The 19,212-nt window shown below is 52.8% G+C and carries 17 protein-coding genes; 13 read left to right on the forward strand and 4 right to left on the reverse strand.

All coding sequences use genetic code 11. The features are described from left to right. The first annotated feature begins 14 nt into the window (after window positions 1–14). The 7 genes from AC1XDK_RS23745 (at window position 15) to AC1XDK_RS23775 (ending at window position 6,572) form a co-directional block, all read left to right on the forward strand. Window positions 15–848 (forward strand): NAD-dependent epimerase/dehydratase family protein, encoded by an 834-nt coding sequence (locus tag AC1XDK_RS23745; protein WP_483352496.1) that lies wholly within the window; start codon window positions 15–17, stop codon window positions 846–848. Further along, complete coding sequence (locus tag AC1XDK_RS23750; RefSeq protein ID WP_483352497.1) at window positions 849–1,787, forward strand: nucleoside hydrolase; 939 nt, start codon at window positions 849–851, stop codon at window positions 1,785–1,787. Between the two features lie 5 nt (window positions 1,788–1,792). Continuing rightward, entirely contained in the window at window positions 1,793–2,242 is a 450-nt protein-coding gene (locus AC1XDK_RS23755) for a universal stress protein (RefSeq protein ID WP_483352498.1), read from the forward strand. 130 nt (window positions 2,243–2,372) lie between these two features. After that, window positions 2,373–3,011 carry an ECF transporter S component gene (locus AC1XDK_RS23760; RefSeq protein ID WP_483352499.1) on the forward strand — a complete coding sequence of 213 codons (639 nt, stop codon included), beginning with the start codon at window positions 2,373–2,375 and terminating at the stop codon, window positions 3,009–3,011. A gap of 80 nt (window positions 3,012–3,091) precedes the next feature. Next, window positions 3,092–3,862, forward strand: a complete 771-nt coding sequence (locus tag AC1XDK_RS23765; protein WP_483352554.1) for an energy-coupling factor transporter transmembrane component T family protein — start codon at window positions 3,092–3,094, stop codon at window positions 3,860–3,862. Then, entirely contained in the window at window positions 3,859–5,598 is a 1,740-nt protein-coding gene (locus AC1XDK_RS23770) for an ABC transporter ATP-binding protein (protein WP_483352500.1), read from the forward strand. Before AC1XDK_RS23765 ends, AC1XDK_RS23770 begins: the two co-directional genes overlap by 4 nt. Window positions 5,599–5,633: 35 nt before the next feature. Further along, a complete protein-coding gene (locus AC1XDK_RS23775; protein WP_483352501.1) occupies window positions 5,634–6,572 on the forward strand; it encodes a nucleoside hydrolase in 939 nt (312 codons plus the stop codon). A 101-nt stretch (window positions 6,573–6,673) separates the two neighbouring features. Here the strand turns inward: AC1XDK_RS23775 and AC1XDK_RS23780 are convergent, their stop codons facing one another. Next, window positions 6,674–7,957: a cytosine deaminase gene (locus AC1XDK_RS23780; protein ID WP_483352502.1), complete on the reverse strand. Its 1,284-nt coding sequence runs from the start codon at window positions 7,955–7,957 to the stop codon at window positions 6,674–6,676. A gap of 539 nt (window positions 7,958–8,496) precedes the next feature. On the opposite strand from AC1XDK_RS23780, the gene AC1XDK_RS23785 reads away from it, so the two are divergent. Together AC1XDK_RS23785 and AC1XDK_RS23790 are read left to right on the forward strand one after the other, a co-directional pair. Then, window positions 8,497–8,739 carry an aromatic amino acid lyase gene (locus tag AC1XDK_RS23785; protein WP_483352555.1) on the forward strand — a complete coding sequence of 81 codons (243 nt, stop codon included), beginning with the start codon at window positions 8,497–8,499 and terminating at the stop codon, window positions 8,737–8,739. A 677-nt stretch (window positions 8,740–9,416) separates the two neighbouring features. Then, window positions 9,417–10,799, forward strand: a complete 1,383-nt coding sequence (locus AC1XDK_RS23790) for an ATP-binding protein (protein WP_483352503.1) — start codon at window positions 9,417–9,419, stop codon at window positions 10,797–10,799. Between the two features lie 574 nt (window positions 10,800–11,373). On the opposite strand, the gene AC1XDK_RS23795 is transcribed toward AC1XDK_RS23790, so the two are convergent. Together AC1XDK_RS23795 and AC1XDK_RS23800 are read right to left on the reverse strand one after the other, a co-directional pair. Continuing rightward, complete coding sequence (locus AC1XDK_RS23795) at window positions 11,374–12,888, reverse strand: class I adenylate-forming enzyme family protein (protein ID WP_483352504.1); 1,515 nt, start codon at window positions 12,886–12,888, stop codon at window positions 11,374–11,376. 241 nt (window positions 12,889–13,129) lie between these two features. Beyond that, window positions 13,130–13,903: an IclR family transcriptional regulator gene (locus AC1XDK_RS23800; RefSeq protein WP_483352505.1), complete on the reverse strand. Its 774-nt coding sequence runs from the start codon at window positions 13,901–13,903 to the stop codon at window positions 13,130–13,132. Between the two features lie 369 nt (window positions 13,904–14,272). Here AC1XDK_RS23800 and AC1XDK_RS23805 point away from each other — a divergent pair, with 369 nt between their 5' ends. The 3 genes from AC1XDK_RS23805 (at window position 14,273) to epsC (ending at window position 18,161) form a co-directional block, all read left to right on the forward strand. Next, entirely contained in the window at window positions 14,273–15,358 is a 1,086-nt protein-coding gene (locus AC1XDK_RS23805; protein ID WP_483352506.1) for a hypothetical protein, read from the forward strand. After that, window positions 15,358–17,112 carry a GMC family oxidoreductase N-terminal domain-containing protein gene (locus AC1XDK_RS23810; RefSeq protein ID WP_483352507.1) on the forward strand — a complete coding sequence of 585 codons (1,755 nt, stop codon included), beginning with the start codon at window positions 15,358–15,360 and terminating at the stop codon, window positions 17,110–17,112. Before AC1XDK_RS23805 ends, AC1XDK_RS23810 begins: the two co-directional genes overlap by 1 nt. A gap of 167 nt (window positions 17,113–17,279) precedes the next feature. Next, window positions 17,280–18,161: a serine O-acetyltransferase EpsC gene (epsC, locus tag AC1XDK_RS23815; RefSeq protein ID WP_483352508.1), complete on the forward strand. Its 882-nt coding sequence runs from the start codon at window positions 17,280–17,282 to the stop codon at window positions 18,159–18,161. Window positions 18,162–18,250: 89 nt separating this feature from the next. Here the strand turns inward: epsC and AC1XDK_RS23820 are convergent, their stop codons facing one another. After that, window positions 18,251–18,460 (reverse strand): hypothetical protein, encoded by a 210-nt coding sequence (locus AC1XDK_RS23820; protein WP_483352509.1) that lies wholly within the window; start codon window positions 18,458–18,460, stop codon window positions 18,251–18,253. 265 nt (window positions 18,461–18,725) lie between these two features. Between AC1XDK_RS23820 and AC1XDK_RS23825 the strand changes: the two genes are divergently transcribed. Then, window positions 18,726–18,944: a Gfo/Idh/MocA family oxidoreductase gene (locus AC1XDK_RS23825; RefSeq protein WP_483352510.1), complete on the forward strand. Its 219-nt coding sequence runs from the start codon at window positions 18,726–18,728 to the stop codon at window positions 18,942–18,944. The last annotated feature ends 268 nt before the right edge of the window (window positions 18,945–19,212 follow it).

The following is a 19,212-nucleotide window of genomic DNA, read 5'->3' on the forward strand; positions in this document are numbered from 1 at the left end:
GGTTGCCACAGCAGATGACTACAAACATCCTACTGACCGGTGCCTTTGGTCGCGTCGGAACGGCGATCATTGACCACTTGGCCGATCGCGACGAATATGAGTTCACCTACCTCAATCGATCCGGTCGAGAGGAGTATGAAACGTACGTCGCCGACGTCTCGAACTACGACGAAATTCGTCCAGCCTTCGACAACCAAGATGTCGTGATTCATCTCGCAGGCTACCCCGAAACAGACGGAACCTGGGAGCAAATACTGGAAAACAACATCATCGGGATGCAGAACACACTCAAAGCCGCAAACGATGCGGGTGTTCCGAAGTTCATTTTCGGCTCGACAAACCACGTCGTCGGTATGTACGAAGTGGAGTTTGCACCTGAGCTGTACGACCCGGACTTCGAATTGATGGTGGATCAGGACTCACCACGCCGCCCGGATTCGTATTACGGGACCTCGAAATCGTTCGACGAAGACCTCGGACGATACTACGTCGAAAACTACGAGTATCCCGAGCAATTTTACTCACTTCGTATCTGTTCGGTTCGCCACGAGGAATACGACCATCCCTACGGAGATGCCGAACACGGTGTTGACGACGGAGATTGGGAGCGTGGAAGTCAGGAGTACGAACAAAAAGTCGCACGAATGAAGGCGATGTGGCAATCGCGTCGCGATCTTGCTCATCAAGTCGATCGTTGCCTGCAAGATGATGACGTGGAGTTCGACGTGTTCTATGGGGTTAGCGACAACGATCGCCGATGGTTCAGTATCGAATATGGCCGTGATGTCATCGGATATGACCCCCAGGACAACGGTGAAGAGTGGGACGCTCCACCGGAGGGCAGGTAGATGACCGAAAAGCTTCTGCTCGACGTCGATCCGGGGATCGACGACGCGCTCGCTATTTTGATGGCCCTTGGAAATCCCGACGTCGAAGTCGTGGGGCTGACGACTGTTATGGGGAACACAACCATCGAAAATACCACGACGAATGCACTCGCACTGTTGGAGTTTGTCGATAGGACGGACATCCCTGTTGCACAGGGAGCGGGTCGTCCGTTCGCAGACGAACTTGTGATGGCTGAGTACGTTCACGGCCCTGGCGGGATGCCAGAAACGGTGCGCGAGGCACTTCCAGAACCATCGACGGAACCGATCGACCAGCATGCCGTCGATTTCATCCTCGAACAAGCCGACGAACACGGTGAAGATCTTACGATTGCCGCCGTCGGTCCACAGACGAACATCGCGCTGGCAATGTCGTTAGATCCAACGCTGCCCGGCAGAATCGGAGACATCTACCAGATGGGTGGTGCACTCAAAACAACCGGGAACGTCACGCCACAGGCGTCGTTCAACTTCTATGTTGATGCCGCTGCGGCTGCCCGCGTCGTGCAAGACGGCTGGCCGACCGTTGTCGGCCTCGATGTAACCGAGCCAGCGTATCTCCCACCGGAAATCCGTGAACAGTTCCGTGGGCGAGGACCATACGCAAACCTGATCGCGGATATCCTCGAATACAAAGCACAGGGTCCGGATGGGACGGTCGCCGAGGGTGGATCTATCACGAGCGACGCAGTAGTCATGGCTGGTATTCTTGGTGACTCCCTCACCTACGACGATGCATACGTCGAAATCGACACGACAGGCGGCCCATCGAATGGTGCGACCATCTACGATGAGCACGGTGTGTATGAAACTGCTCCCAACTGTACGGTCGCCCTCGATGTCGATATCGAGCACTGCCGGGACGTCATCACCTCCAACTTGTCGAGGTTAATAGACTGAAAGTCATGAACCGAATACTCACCGTCGTGAATCCGTCGGAAACGGACGTGGAATTGCTCGAAGAAGCCGGGACCATCGCTGCGGCTGTCGGTGTTGAAGTCGTCGTCCTCACACTCGTCTCAAAAGGAGACGACCAATCACTAGATGCAATGCTACAGTGGGAGGGTTTCGACGACGTCAGTAGTACAGAAAGGTCCCAGACCGTCTATAAATTCGCAGAATATCTCGGGGAACAGATTCTCGACCCGCTCGGAGTAGGATATCTCCCGATCGGTGAGCGGATCGAATCTACTCAACCATCGAGCAAGATCATCGATGTTGCCGAAAATCACGGATGTGACCACATTTTCGTTGTAAACCAAAGACGGTCACCAACCGGTAAGGCGTTATTTGGGGATACAGCACAATCAGTGATTTTGAACTTCGATGGCTTCGTTACGGTCCGGAATGCATAGCTGAGTCCTACGCGATTCACTTTTCTCATTCTACTAGGAAGAGTGTCTAAATCAACGATCTATCTATGCTACAGAACGGGTTTATCCAAACATTTAATAGGGGTTAACTCCACCTCATTCATGGTACATAATGTCAAACACAGGTGCCACCACTAACACGAACAGTACGGGTCGCATCGAACGGTTTCAGGATAGCATTTCAGAGGACTTTACGACGACAACGTGGGTGCTCATTCCACTCGGTATCGGTATCAACGCGATCGGTGGGTTCATCGCAAGCACACTGAAGCTCCCATTGTTCCTGGATAACATCGGAACGATACTCATCGGGATCCTTGCTGGACCGTGGGCCGCAGCACTCACGGGCGGTCTCGCCAATATCGTCCAGGCGATGCTTGGAAATCCGGTCCAACTCGCATTTATGCCGGTTCCAGTCGCTATTGGTCTCGTCACAGGGTTCCTAGCGCGAGGCGGGTGGTTCAATAGTTTGAAAAAAGTGATCGTCCCTGCAATCATTCTCACAGTGGTTGCGACCCTCATTGCAACTCCCATTGTCGTTCTCGTCTTCGGAGGCGTCACCAGTTCAGGGACGAGTTTGGTCACCGCTACGCTCGTCGCGACTGGTCGAAGTCTCGTCGAAAGTGCAGCAACGGCACAGTTGGCCGTTGAATTCGTCGATAAAGGGGGGTCTGCCTTCGCGGCATACTTCATCGGAAAGTCCGTACCGACTCGGTACCTGCCACCCCAGGGGCAAGATATATATTCGTAGTTACTTCAATAAATGTATGAACTGGATTTGTGTGACTTACAGTTGTGTCTGTTTACGAGAGGGATACACTAATGCCTGAGATGGATACCTCGATATATCAACCCGGAGAAAGCCTGCTGCACAGGATGAATCCCATAACGGAGATAGTCCTTGCAACGTGTCTCTCATTAGTAGTGTTCATCGTCACAGATTATCGCGTTCCGCTCGCGTTAGTTTTGGTCCTCCTCGGCTTGTTGTTCGTTGCTCGGGTGCATCGGCTTGTGCTCAAACTCTACATCGCAGTCGCGGTGCCGTTTGCATTTTTCCTATTGCTCATACAGGGTATCCTCCTCAAACCCGCAGACCCAACTCCCTTATTCACGGCGGGGCCAGTAACGGTTTGGCAATCAGGATTCGAACAGGCGCGACTGATATTCCTCCGAATTAGCGCACTCATCTTGGCGTTCTTGCTGTTCGCGACGACGGCACAACCACAACGAATGCGCATCGCACTCATGGAAAAAGGCGTCCCAAGCAAACTCGCCTACGTATTCATCGCGTCGTTACAGATAATTCCGGAAATCCGGGACCGGGCGAGTTCGATTTCCGAGGCCCAACAGGCACGTGGCTTGGACACGAAAGCGGATATTCCGACGCGTCTTAGATCCATTATCGCACTGATGGCACCGCTCCTAATTAGCACGCTCATCGTTGCGAATACTCGCGCACTAGCGCTCAATGCGCGAGGGTTCCAAGCATCGGGAAAGAGAACCTATTTGTACGACGTAGCAGATCCAACGAGTGAACGCCTACTCCGGTACCTCGGTGGCGTTGCAGTGCTCGTAGCACTCCTATGGAGGATTGTAGCATGAGCTTGATCGAAGTAACAGACGTGACGTTCCAGTACGGCACTCAGCCGGATGATGAATACGCTGTCTCGGATATCGATTTCAGCATCGAAGAAGGCCAGTTCATCGGAATTACGGGCCAGAGTGAAGCGGGGAAAGCGACCGTATGTCGGCTTATCTCCGGGCAAATCCCCCACTTCTACCACGGGGACCTCACAGGAACCGTTACTGTCGAAGGGGTTTCGACGGCCGATTCAACTGTCGGAGATCTGTCGAGGAAAATCGGCTTTGTCTTCCAAAATCCATACGATCAGCTCACAGGAGCGACCTCTACCGTTCTAGAGGAGGTTGCGTTCGGTCTCGAAAGCCACGGGCTCACGCGTGATGAAATCCGAGATCGGGCGAGAGAAAGCCTCGCCGCTATCGGCGTCGAACACCTCGCCGATCGCAATCCGATGCAACTCTCCGGGGGACAATGCCAGCGTGTAGCGATTGCATCAGTCATCGCAATGCAACCGGACGTGCTGGTTCTCCGCCAACCAACGGCGCAGCTCGATCCTGAGGGAACCGAAGAAGTGTTCGATGTGGTTGGATCCATGAACGATGACGGTTACACGATCGTGATGGTCTCTCAGGAGGTCGAACGATTAGTACCCCATTTGGACCGACTTGTGGTCATGGACGACGGGAAAATCCGATTCGACGGTCAACCGGATGAGGTCCTCGTCCGTGCCATCGAAGAGGGTCTTCCGGTACCGGTTCCGGATCCGGTCGAAATCAGTCATCGACTTCGTGATGCCGGTATCGTCGCGACTGATGAGCCTATTTCGGTAACGGAATCCGGTTGCCTGGCGGAACTTCGCCGTGTCGCGAACCATCGAGAGTTTGATCCAAAGAGTGAACAGGAAGCTTCGGTGTGTGACGATCACTCAGTCACAAGCGATGATGGTGATCTCGTCTTAGACGATCTTCATCACCAGTACCCGAGTGGCGTCGAAGCATTGCGTGGTGTTTCCTTCGCGCTTGATGATGGATGTATCTGCCTCATTGGGCAGAACGGCGCAGGGAAATCTACGCTGGTAAAACATCTGAACGGACTTCTCGACCCGACCGAGGGAGTCGCGTACGTTCGTGGCACGAAGACGACCGAGCACACGACCGCTGAACTTGCTCACGAAGTCGGACTCAGCTTTCAAAACCCGGACGACCAACTCTTCCATAGCACCGTCGAGGAGGAAGTTAAATACGGACCACAAAACCTTGGGTTCGATGACGAAAAAGTTGAAACGACAACCGAGCATGCCATAGAACTACTCGGATTGGATGATCGGCGCGATGAGAGCCCCTATGATTTCGGCGAACCGTGGCGAAAGCGGGTTGCAGTAGCGTCTATCCTCGCGATGGACACACCGATTGTCGTCCTCGACGAACCAACGAGTGGGCAAGACGCTCCGGGATACGAGCAACTGGGGGACACTGTCGACGAACTCGTCAACCAAGGTAAACTCGTCGTCATTATCACACACGATATGGACTTCGTGCGAGAGCACGCCGATCGTACTGTCCTCCTTGCTAACGGCAAAGCCATTGCCGATGGGGATACACGAGCGGTGTTAGGTGATGCTGAGACGCTTGCTCGCTCGAATGTTTATCCCCCGACGATTACGCGATTGAGTCTCGAGCTTGGCTTCGGGGCGCTCCTCACTGTCGAGGAGTTGCTCGATGCAATTGGCGTCTCGACGAGCGGTGTATCGCCATAACAACACAGACAACCAAACACGAATACACGAAAACCATGAGTACGAAACTACTATTGGACGTAGACCCAGGAAACGACGACGCTATCGCGCTGTTCATTGCACTCGCTGCAGACGACATCGATGTAGTTGGTATAACGACCGTGGCAGGCAATACGACGGTAGAGAATGCGACCCGAAACACGCTATCCCTGCTCGAGTTAGTCGATAGAACGGATGTTCCCGTCGCGGTTGGTGCCCATCGACCGCTTGCAGATGAACTGGAAATGGCCGAACACGTACACGGTCCAGGTGGACTCCCGGAGGTAGTTCGGGAAGATCTTTCTCCCCCGACCACCGAACCCATTGACCAGCATGCCGTCGATTTCATCCTCGAACAAGCCGACGAACACGGTGAAGCGTTGACCATCGCAGCCCTCGGTCCGCAGACTAACGTTGCATTAGCACTGGCGAAGGAACCAGCTCTCCCAGAAATAGTGGGAGACATTTACCAGATGGGAGGGGCGTTGAAGACCACCGGGAACGTCACGCCACAGGCATCGTTCAACTTTTACGTCGATGCGCCTGCCGCTGCTCGGGTCGTTCAGGACGCTCACCCAAAAGTTGTTGGCCTCGACGTAACGGAGCACGTCTACGTTGATACTGACGACATTCGAGCCCTCGCTGAAGAACCAGCCCCTCTGCCCACGATGGCTGCCATCCTCGAGTTCAGCATCGAGGAGGTACGTTCGAAATTCGGGCATGATGGTGGATTAGCGAGTGATGCAGTGGTTTTAGCTGACATCGTCAACGATGCCCTTGGGTTCGAAGAGGCCTACGTCGAAATCGATACCACTGGAGGGCCATCGAATGGCGCGACGATCTATGATGAACACATCGTGTATGAGAAACCACCGAACTGTGAAGTCGCGCTCGAGGTCGATGGAGACGCATACCAACGGACGGTAATCGATAGTCTTCGATCCTACATCGAGTGAATTACGGAATCCGTTTTTCACATTGTGCGGTCACAATACGTTGAGCCACATGTGAATGCAAAATCGGACACTCTATCGAAATCAACTGGAGGATACGAACCTTACCGGTGAAAGTTCACGTTCTTGGATGTCTCTTCGCGGTAGAGCGTTGTCTCGGCTGGGTTTGTTCGAACGATGGGTCGACCGTCTTTGAGAACTAACCGTCGTGATGCCCGAGTCCGGAGAGCATTGAACGGATCAGGGCTATCGAAAACGACGAGTGATCCTTCGGCCCCTTCTGTGAGGCCGTAATCGGTTGCCCCAAACACCTCTGCATTCGCCGTCGTGAGCATTTCCCAGAGTGTTTCGACGTCCTCTCGGCCGCTCATGTGGGCATAGTGTAATAGGATGAAGGCCGCATCTAGTTGATCACCGACACCGTAGTGATACCATGGGTCCATGACGGAGTCGTGGCCGATACCGACCGTCACGTTGGCATCTTGTAATTGATCTATTCGGGTATGTCCCCGCCGCCGTGGGTAGTCATCATATCGGCCTTGGAGAACCGCATTGTCGGGGGGATTCGTAACGACACTCACACCACTCTTTGCAAGGAGAGAGATCAATTTGTTCGCATAGGAATTCGAGTAAGAATGCATTGCTGTGGTATGGCTGGCAGTCACACGTCTTCCGAGGTCACGCTTGAGGGCTTCGCTTGCGAGCACCTCCGTAAAGCGTGATTGAGGGTCGTCGGTCTCGTCGATGTGTAGGTCCAACGGTAAGTCGTGGCGTTCAGCAATATCGACTGCGGTCTGTACGTCCTTGATGCCATCTTCCCGGGTATGCTCGTTGTGTGGAATCCCTCCGACCACGTCAACTCCCATATCGATTGCTTCATGAAACAAATCGAGGTGATCTTCGGCGGTGAAGAGACCATCCTGTGGAAACGCAACGACCTGTAGGTCAACCAGATCCGATACCTCCTCGCGGAGGTCGAGGAGTGCTTCAACACCAGTGAGCGTCTGTTCTGTCGTATCAGCGTGCGTTCGAACCCGTGTGATTCCATGCGCCGCTAACCACTCGATTGTACGGGTTGCTCGTCGTTTCAGATCGTCCGTGTTGAGAGTATTTTTTCTCTCCGCCCAAATTTCGATTCCTTCCGCTAATGTTCCTGAGCGGTTCCATCGAGGGGAACCGGCCGTTCCCGTTGCATCGAGGTGAATATGGGGTTCGGTAAGCGGTGGTGTCACTAATCGACCACCGGCCCCATACTGTTGATCAGCATCGAACGCCGCTGTGTCGAACGTCCCAGCATCACCGATCCGATTGATGAAGCCGTCTATGATTTCAATATCGACATTGTCTCCAGAAAGTGTCGTCCCGTTCGTTACGAGATAGTCATTCATGATGGTAGTGTCGTAGCCAACTCTATATTCGTATCGGTCATTTTCATCTTTTGATTACATCGGTGGTGAGGAGAATAAACGGTTCTAAAGCGAAGTTCGGAAGATATATGTGGTGGTCATATGTGAAACAGATGAACTGAAGACAGTGAGTAAGTATTGCTATCATTCCAAAATACCAATTAGATGGATGCTCTTCTCGTTGGTAGCTGAAACCTCTTTTTTAAACCTAGGTTTAAACCACTCCTACTATCTATTGGTGGAAATAGTGATAATAGAGGATATACTCAACCGTTTGTGGTACAACAGTACTCAAAGGCTCGTGAGAAGAGACTGTTTGATTATAGTAGTGGTCCAATCGTGCAATATAATCTGTATATTCTAACGATGGCTGTTATAATTATGAGTTATATAGGGCAGGAGGGGCAGGTGTGACCGAATTATGCCTCATGCTCACAAAATATTATCGACAGACGCTACCGTGAGAATGCAAGAATCACGAAATACTGTCGAAGAAATCGTCGATTCCGAGGACAGCATATATACGGAGTCAGTACTGGCCTCGGAGATTTCAGGACGTATCCGTCTCACGAGAACGACTGCGGCGAATGCAAGCAAACATCATTGAGAGTCACGCCGCCTTGGTCAGTGATCCGGCACCAACGGAAGTCGTTCGTGCAGCGATGCTCGTCCGAGCAAATGCACTTGTAATCGGTGTTTCAGGAGTACGACTTGCATTCGTTGAACAGTACTGTGGGAATCTTATCAATATAATTAGAAATTGATTCGTCGATGATAGAGAACTGATTCGGATATTGGTTAGCAGTGTGACTACCGTCATTCGCTTAGAGTCGGGTTCTTAGCTATCATAGAGATCTTAGAACTTAGGTTTCGTCCCCGACTTTTGTGCTAGCGACACATGCAGAGGTCGAGCCGTTGTTGATCGGGGTTGCGTTTGACGGGTACCCGGGGCAGTTGCTGAACGAGAGAGGACATTTCATGAGGTGGTTTGCAAATCAGCTTGCAGTGGGGAGAGTAGAAAATATGTGACGGCCATCATAGAATTGGAATATTGAATTTCGAATCCGTGGAAGGTACAAATCAAACTCGACTATATAAAGACGTTATCACTGAGGCAATCAGCAGTTCGTTCACTCACATTCAGCCCAAATAGCTCCCATTCGATCATAGACCTAAGGGACACGACACGTGAGAACACGGATCATCGAGGTAGGTAATGTGGAAATCACCGTTGGCATGCGGTTTTGCTTCCATGGACGCTTCGGTACCATACTCTTCTGGGTGGTGTTCGTCGCGAAGAGAGATATCGCTCAAATTTGGTTGATTCGATGGAAAGACGAATATGGTCGTATTTTAGAAGTGAAAATAGCCAACTCTCAAATAGCCTATTCTGATTTAGTCTATTCGAAAGTATTATTCTGTCGTGAGAACAAAGCAGACTATGGAGCGCTTCGTGGATCGGAAAGCCGAATTGTCGCAGTTACGGGACTGCTACACGTCCGATGAAGCCGAGATGGTCGTCATTTTTGGTCGTCGTCGCCTCGGGAAGACTCAACTCGTCCAGCACTCACTCGCGGATAGAGACGATACAGTCGTCTACCAGGCAACGGAGACAACACCTCGGATTCAACTCGACGAGTTCGTCGATGTCGCGTCCGAATCGTTTCCCGGCATCACGCAGATCAAACAAACCTGGGAAGCGCTCCTCGGCTACCTTGGTGATCAAGACGGGATCGTCGTCCTCGATGAATTCCCATACCTCATCGATGCCGACGAGAGTCTGCCGTCGGTCATTCAACGGCTGTGGGATCAACGGTTTCAGCATACCACAGGGACACTCATCTTGGTCGGATCGTCGATCAGTATGATGGAAGAAGCGACGCTGTTGGGGAACAGCCCGCTGTATGGTCGCTTCACGGAGAAATTAGATCTTCGACCGCTCGACTTCACCGCCGCACAAGCGTTCGTTCCTGAAAACTACTCGCCCGAGGAGCAAATCTATACGTGGGGAATCTTCGGCGGCGTCCCGTACTATCTGAACGGCATCGAACTCGACCACGACCTCGGTAGGACGCTCACGGAGGAAGTCCTCTCACAGAGAGGATACCTTCACAATGAGCCGGAATATGTCCTACGCACCGAGCTCACGAACCCAAATCGGTACTTCGCAATCCTCACTGCGATTGCAGCGGGGAAGACGTCGTCGAACGAAATCGCACAGGCAGTGGGCATCGATGGGAAGCAGATTTCCACGTATACCCAGAAGTTAGAACGGCTCCGACTCATCGAGCGTGAGGTGCCACTGACCGAGGAAAAGTCGAAGTCACGTCGTGGTCGCTACCGGATTCTCGATCCACTGTTTCGGTTCTGGTTCCGGTTTGTCTACGGGAATGAGGATAGGTACGACCGGTTGGGTGAAGATGCCTACGAAGCAGTGATCAAACCAGAACTCGCTGATTTCGTTAGTCCGGAGTTCGAAGTTCTCTGCCAGGATGGACTGCCTCACCTGTACCCGGACAAAACGTTTCTCGACATCGGTCGGTGGTGGTACAAGAACCACGAGGTAGATGTTGTCGGATTCACCACAGACGGAACGATGGTCGTCGGGGAGTGTAAATTCACGACTGCACCGCTGGACTACAGTGCACTCGCATCGCTCGAAACCCATGCAGAAGAAATTCGATGGTCACCAGAGACGGACGAGGGAGTTTCCACAGAATACGCACTCTTTACGCGAAACGGCGCCACACAATCGGTTCGTGAGACGGTGGCTAAGCGAGAGGACGTCCAATTGTTCACGCTCGGGGATGTAACTCACGCCTGATTAGAACGGGTGAGCCACGATAAGAAGTAGAGTCAGGAACTTGCCCGGTGGACAGTAGACGCGATGGATGAGCTCTCGAGTGACATCCTCCCGCGCCTGAAGACGTGGGCCTCCCACACCCACCAATGAGCGGTTCGTTGGGATGTTTACGGTTCGCACCCCGACAAGGTGCTGGCTATGCCACGTAGCCGTTACTCCTATCTCGTCCGGGGAACGGACGGGACTCGGAGGTACCTGGTTGTTTTGTGTCGGTCCGCCGTCCGTGGGCTTACTTTTTGATCCGGCAAACACCCAGTCAACTGCCAGTTTTCGGACTGTCAGAACCCGATGGGGTACCATCGAATCGACACCAAGAAATACGCACGGAAAGCACCTAAGACGTTGCCATACAGTGAAAGTAACCAAAGACGGCGATTCATCCACGCCCTCAAAGGCGTGGTATTCTCGCTTGCAACCCTATAAACGATGGCACTACTTTGGATACTTTGACCGGATTCCCGATTTCCTCGATTACTGAATCAGGCGCAATTGCTGGTGAGACAGGGACGTTCTATGTTGGGGCGTATCACTGCTTTCAGTTAGATGAAGAGGACACTCCAAACGTTTCACGAAGTCCAACCCGGTCGATCTTGCCTGTCGCTGTCGTTGGAATTCTGTCAACGAATTCGACACGTTGTGGGACTTCGTGATCTTCAAGCCTTTCAGTACATGCGATTTGTACCTCTTCGGTGGTGAGGGAATCATCGGTTGGTGTAATGATCGCGGTGACTACTGCCCCTCGAAGATCATCACGTGTATCGATGATTGCCGCCTCAGAGACCTTTTCGAGGTCATACAGAACGTCTTCGATTTCACGAGGATAGACATCAGCACAGCCAGACATGAACATGTCTTGGATTCGGTCGACGATAAAAAGATGACCATCCGCATCAAGCCAGCCGATATCACCGGAACGGAGCCACATATGGCCGTTCCGGTCGACGAACGTTTTCTGGTCGTATTGTTGCTGTTCATAGCCCGGCGACACAGTATCACCACGCCAGAGAAGTTCCCCCCGCTCTCCTTGTGAAACAGCTTCTCCAGTTCCGGGATCTTCGATACGGAGTTCAACGACTTCCCGTGCAGGTTTACCAACGCTTCCCGGTTTTCGTGTTGCAGGGGCTGGTCGATTAAATGCAGCAAGCGGAGTCGTCTCGGTCATTCCGTACCCCTCAAGTAGTGGACAATCGAACAGTTCTTCTGCGTCAGTAATCCGCCCTTTTGGCATCGGTGTACCCCCGACCCCGACGACTCGCAGCGAAGAGAGGTTATATCGACCGGTGTCACCGTATTCGAGCAAATCAATAATCATGCTTGGTGTGAAGAACGCATACGTGACCCCGTGGTTTTCGATGGTCTGCAGTAGGGTTTCTGGGTCCCACGTCGAAAGTAGACGATTCTCTGCCTGTGCCACAATGAGTGGTGTCGTTGTGACGTTGAGACCGATTACGTGGAAACACTGACAAGCAGTTACTCCGACATCGTTTCGCGACAAGCCGAGATAGTTGATGATCCCCAACGCGTTCGCTTGAAGGTTTCCATGTGTATGGCGGACCCCCTTCGGCCGACCGGTCGTACCACTCGTATAGAATACTTCCGCAACTTCGTCGCTGCGACGTGGGTAAACGGTATATTCGAGGGGTTCATCGGCAAGCAGTCGAGAGAAGTCCCGTCCATCGGTTCCGTCGATGGAGATCACTGTCTCGACATCAAAAGAAACCGAAGAATCGCTCTCGTTGGTTATGAGCACCGAGATATCGCTCGAATCACAGATATAGCCGGCCTGTTCGTCGGTAAACTGCGTGTTGATTGGGACCGGGACTGCCCCTCGCTTCATCGCTCCGAGATGCGCAATCAGGAATTCAACGCGATTCGGTAAGCGAACGGCTATTCGTTCGTCGGGTTTCACACCGAGCGTTTCCAGTGAATTTGCCATTGCGTTCGTTTTCTCACTGAGTGCCGACTGAGTCAGTAACGTATTTGCATCACCCACTGCAGGCTTAACTGGAACGTCTCCGGCGGCAAGATCGATGAAGTTCGCAAAGTTCATACCTCACGATAAATCCCAATCGATAACTGATTTTTTCATCTAAAATGACTTGTCTACAACTGGACTAATGTCCGGTGAGCATGACTGAGCGCTTCGTGTGAGGCGAGATTTCATTCATTGTGCCGATCTCTGTTTCATAATGTGGGAATTCAGCTGGGTTTGTTCGTCCGCCAATTCGGGATTCGTCGTTCCCGGACTACCATGGGATAGCGTCTACCAACGAGACACCGGTATACGTCGGTCACCCCGAAGTTGCAAAAACGAGATCTTCCCGAACATCCTTCGCTTTTTCTCGGACCAGTTTCGGTACGTCATCATCCATCACTGATCGCATCTCGCTGACCGGGCCGTACGCACCGATGGCACCGTACACTGCGTTTTCGGTCGCAATGGACGCGGCAACACCAACGATCCCATCGATCATCTCTCCACGGTCGGTCGCATAGCCTCGCTCGCGGATCGTCGACAATTCGTCAACGAGCTCTTCTTCGTCGGTTATCGTTCGTTCCGTCCGGTCAACTAACCCGTGTGTTTCGATTATTTCGGCGATTCGCTTCTCCGGTAAGGAAGCTAATATCGCCTTCCCGGGAGCATTTGTATGGAGATATTCGTGTGTTGGGTAGATGTGCTGTGCCGAGGGAGGAAGGGATTCGTACTGCCACCCGGTTGCAAGAAGAATCGTTCCACGCCCATTCTCCTCGATGACCAGTTGGTTGTACGTGTTCGCTTGGTCAGCGAGTTCCTTGACCGCGTTTCGCCCGTGTAGAAAGAGATCGTTGCTATTTCGAGATTCCCGTCCCAACCGGAGATATTGGTTGCTAAGCCTGTACTTTCCGTCCGTCTTGACGAGATACCCGAGTGCCTCGAGTGTTTGGAGATGATTATGAATCGTACTTTTCGGAAGCGCCAGGGCTGTCGACAATTCAGTAACGCCCGCCCGTTCACGTTTGCTAATAGTATCGACTATCTCGTACGATCGTTTCACTGAATTTATGGGAACCTCGGAATCGTTCATGGTGTTCAATCAGCGAGTGCCCACTTAGTTCTGTTCGATAATGTGGGAAACCGAGTTATATTTTCAATAGTATATAGTGTGTAATATAATAAATGGCAGAGTTTTTATTGTTAATATCTTGATTCCATCCCTATGACTAAAATGCTCTAAACCCGGAGTTAATGGCTCTATAACGTCTATTTGTTCAGGATACTGATCTAGTATGAACTACGAATAGTAAAATTTCCAATATTTGATAAGGTTTAACTTAGTACACCACTATCAATCGTAATGCGATTGGCCAGCAGTCGACCGCTGATTGTTGGTTTAACACCAGTAGTGACAACTATGGACCAGAATGACAGCAGTTCATTGACACGGAGGAATGTCGTGAAAGGAATCGGTGGGCTCGCCGCCCTCTCGATGTCCAACGCGACTATTCAAGATGCACAGGCAGCAATAGCCGACCCATTGGTGAGTGACCCACACACCGCCGATACGTATCGCGCAATCGTGGATGCGATCATTCCGCGAACACCGGAACTAGGGGACGAACTCGGTTCGGAACACGTTCCCGGTGGCCTCGATGCCGAACTGGAGAAGTTCCTCATCTGGGACTTCAATCACTTTCAGGAGATCCGCTCGGAGATGGTCACAGAGCAACTCGACTCGCCGTTGAATCTCATGCCCAAAAGCATGTTCGAGGTCTCCATCGACACGACGGGATTGGGCTCGGCGCTGGACACGTTGTTAGATCTAGCGGACCTCAGCCTTCTGGACCTTCTCCGTCTCGACCTCGACGGCGATGCTCTCGAAGAGTTTCTCACGTTCGGGGCTGTCGGTCGATTCGAGACATCGTTCCACGATTTCGACGGCTCGACTGATGGCGTCGCGGAGTTCGAAGTTACGGTAGAAACAGTAGACGACGTGTACCATCAGGTACTTCAAAATTATCCGTATGCGCCTGTGTTCACCATCGTATTCGACGTCGTCGCTGCCGAGTTCCTCGCACGAGGAAACAACCAGGATCCAGCGTCACCCAACGAGAAGTTCCCGGCGGGAGGGACCTTCACTCGACTCTCTCCACAGGACCGACTGAGGTGTCTGTGGACGATCGTCGATGGGAGTGTCATAGACCGTCTCGACGAACTGTTGTCCCCCCTCGTTCCCGACATTGGAATCCTGAAGTACGTCGTCATGGCGGTCAACGGTCTCCACGGGTTCGGTTACTACACCGAGTGGTCCGGCTACGGCAGCACGAAGACCAATACGCCAAACGAGCGCGTGATGCAGATTCCTGAAGACGAAGTCCAAAGTCGTAAGCAGAGTGAGTACCCCGGGCCAGCACCCGGCTACGCGGCCGATTGGCGCCATGCCGTTCCTGGCGGATTCGCGGATCCGAACGTGGAGAATCTCAATCTCCCGGACGACCTCGCAGGCGATGACGTCATTGAGGGACTCGGGGGTGACCAATAATGCAAAACCCCGATGTCGTCGTTATCGGTGCTGGGGCAGATGGCCCGGCCGCTGCATGGCGACTCGCCAACAATCACGGCTTGGACGTCCTCATTCTCGAAGGCGGCCCGTGGCATGGCAATCAGAAGTGGCCCGAACCGCATGCCGACGCCGGTGGAACGATCAGTACCGATCCGGATGATCTCGATGGGAAATTGCTCGATGAGCAGTTCACCCACCGCGAGGCGGATGCAAACGATCCGACGTGGGGATACCTTCGGGTTGGTCCTGCCGATCACTCTCGCGCTCCGTGGTTCCGGAATCTCCATCAGAACGCGTTTATCTGGCAAGTCGGTGCTGTCGGCGGGACATCGCTTCACTACTTCGCAAACCATCCACGTGCATACCCATACGCAATCGACACCGAGCCCCACTGGCCGATCGATTACGAGGATTTGGTTCCGTACTACCAGATCAACGAGGAGTTGACGAGTACCCAGCAGGCTCCGATGACTGGAAAGGAAGAAGTGTTCATCGAGGGTGCGACGAACGCAGGGTATTCCCTCATTGAAACGAAAAACGTGACCGAAACCGGGTGGCGGCCACAAGCTAACGCCGTCGAAGTCCCCGGACGGGAAACGTCGAACGGCGAACCGCTCGATTCCGACTATGACGGGTCGTTCAGCTACGACGATGGCTTCCGCGGTGATACCCTCGTTGGCGACCACTTCCAAGGGTCCTCGACGCCAGTGGATGCACCGGTGCGTGATAAGGCACGAAAGTCCAGTAACGTGGGATACGTTCCGCGTGCGCTGGATACGAACACGGATCCATCGAAGGGGAACGTTGCTCTTCGACCGAATGCGTACGTGACGAACATCGAGACCATAGAGGGTGCGGGTACGCTCGAGGCAACGGGCGTCACGTTCCGCGATAGTTGGTCAGGGCAGACACAAACAGTCGAGGCAGATACGGTCGTTCTCGCGGCCGGTTGTATCGAGTCGCCCCGACTCTGGCTCAACTCCGGCCTTCCGGACGATGGCTGGGTTGGGAAGGGACTGACGACACACTGGTTCGACTGGATTGTCGGGGTCTATGACGACGAGACGGTTGCCGATATCAACCCGGAGTCTCAACACATGGATCCCTATATTGGACAGAACTCCGCTGTTCGCTTCGACAAACCCGGCGTCGGTGGGATGGAAGACATCGGGATGTCCCCCGGACTCGTGTCCTATGCTGATTATCTCTTCAGCCAAGCTGGCTACAGTTTCGATGTCGAAGTCGACCCGGACGAGCCATGGGATTCGCGTGGTTACGTTGTCGGGAAGGAACTCAAACGCCGGATGTCCAACTATCGGCAGACAAAAGCATTGTTGATTCTCACCGATGACCTCCCACGCCAAAACAACGGTGTGTCACTCGACAATGTTTTCTCCGATGAACATGGGGCCGTCCCGAAGGTCAAATGGGAACCGCATCCTGACGACGATGCCAAGCGAGATGAACTCTCTCGTATCGCGGCCCGAATTCACAAAGAAGCGGGTGCAGAACATGTTCACCGTTGTGACTGGCCGCCGCTTCTGTTGCATATGCAGTCGTCGATGCGGATGGGCAAAGTACTCGATTCGAACGCCGAGGCGAAAAACGTCAATCGATTGTTCGTCGCCGACCACTCTGCATTATCCAATGGACTCGGTGGTCCCAACCCGACGAATAGTGGACAAGCGCTGGCGCTCCGGACTGCCGATCGAATCGCGAATCTCTACTTCTAATTCAGTTTACTTCCCCGTTTTTGGATGAACAGTAAAGGCTAGCCGTGGCGCTCTTTCCTACGGCAGTCTTTGACGAGATGCTCGTTCTGTTCGCGACCAAGGCGACCAACGCCAGTGATTCCTCCTCTCCCACAGCTTCTTCCCAGCTAGCTCCATACAAAAGAGTGATGGAGTACCGCTACACCGGCAACGCTCACCACAGCTTAGTCGCCGCCTACGAGGCCGACGAGCCTCCCTTTCCGGTCCACGAGCCACGGACCGCCCCAAAGACCTCACACGCGCGCACTGAACTCTCTCTCCTTCACCGCATCCTCTTCCCAAGCTGTTGGAACGCCTACCCAGACCACACTGACCCCGAAGACGTTCAAGAAACCCTCACTGAACTCGGCGAGCAACTCATGCGAGGCTGCCAATTGTATGCTCCCCACACTCACCCTCGGGACTGCATCAGTGCCGTCATCGACGATCTGCCCACTATCAGAGAGCGCCTCAAACGCGACGTCGAAGCCGCGTATAAAGGCGACCCTGCTGCGAAGTCCTACCTGGAGGTTATCCGAGCGTATCCAGGATTCCACGCCATCGTTGCACAGCGTGTCGCTCATGAACTGTACAAAGAGAGCAGGCAGGAGTACGCCCGCGAACTCACCGAAGCTGCGAAAAGCGACACAGGCATTGACATCCATCCTGGTGCCGAGATTGGAGACTACTTTTTCATTGATCACGGCACTGGCGTCGTCATTGGCGAGACTGTCACTATCGGTGATTGGTGTCGACTCTACCAGAACGTCACCCTCGGTGCCCTCCACTTTGAAGAAGAAGAGGACACTGACCACGCACTCAAGAAGGGGTATAAGCGCCATCCGGACATCGGCGATCATGTCGTCATCGGCGCTGGGACGAACGTCCTCGGTGCCATCTCCGTCGGCAATCACGTCAGCGTCGGCGCAAACTCCTGGATTACCGAGGATATCCCCGCGAACACCACGGTGTACGTTTCTGACCATCCCGACCAGGAACGAAAATCGAACGGCCGCGAGACGGAGGACTAATCAACCTCGTTTCGCTGTTGGGGAGGACAACCGCTTAAGTGGTGTGCGTCCACGGTAGTCGCGCCGGATGAGGATGGTATTCGAAGGAATCAGAGTCGATTTGGGTCAGGGTTGTCTGACCCAGTATAGAGTTGCCACCCGGTGAGTACGAGCACGACGAAGAAGGAGAGTGTCGAAACTACGGCCAGAAACCCGCCCTCTCCTCGAACAACTCGAAGAGCCTGAATACTGCCAGCAATACATGCTGCTCCGGCGATGAGAAGCTGTTTGCGTCGGGAGATACCCCTAGAGTGACTCATGGAGCTAAAACTTAGTTCCGCTACTAAATCCCTTGTGGGACCGCGTGTTTCTAAGGCGAGAATCGAGACATCACATGTGGTCAATGCAGCGCGAGCTAAGTGGGGTATGAATCCACTTTGCTATTCGGATCTTGAGAGGGTATGTAGTTCTTTGAAACGCGTAGATATTCGATGGTTTCCAAATATCGACTGTTCTAATCAAATTCGAGGAAGACACTAATTGGGGGTGTCGAACGACAGTCGCGTGAATATGGGACAAGAGATCATGATTTCCTCCGAAACCGAGGGTCTTGAGACCGAGAATCTACGAACAGTAGTTATCGGTACCGGAGCAATCGCTCAGCGGCTTCACATACCTGCATATCGAACGAGCGATTTGGTCGACCTCGTAGCCGTGTGCGACGTCGAGGAAAAGAAAGCTGCAACGGTCGCAGAGGAGTTCGAAGACCGACAGTATCGCGATCCAATTCTCAAGTTGGAATAAACCTACAGTCCAAATTTCCCGACATCTTCTTTTATTTCTCAATCTTCATGTCGTCTAGAGTATTTTGAATATTGTCAATTTATTTGAACCGTAAATCTGCAATCTCAGTTCCTCGAAGGTAGTGCAAAACTACTGGGAGAAATAGCACGGTCAGTTTTGTTACACCTATATTATTCAGCTCCGAAATAATAGGATATATTCATTCTTGCCATTCAACAAAGGGGATAGTGACAGGATTGATGAGAGCAAATCCAATGAGTCCTTGTGG

Source organism: Haladaptatus sp. HS23, from assembly GCF_056892285.1.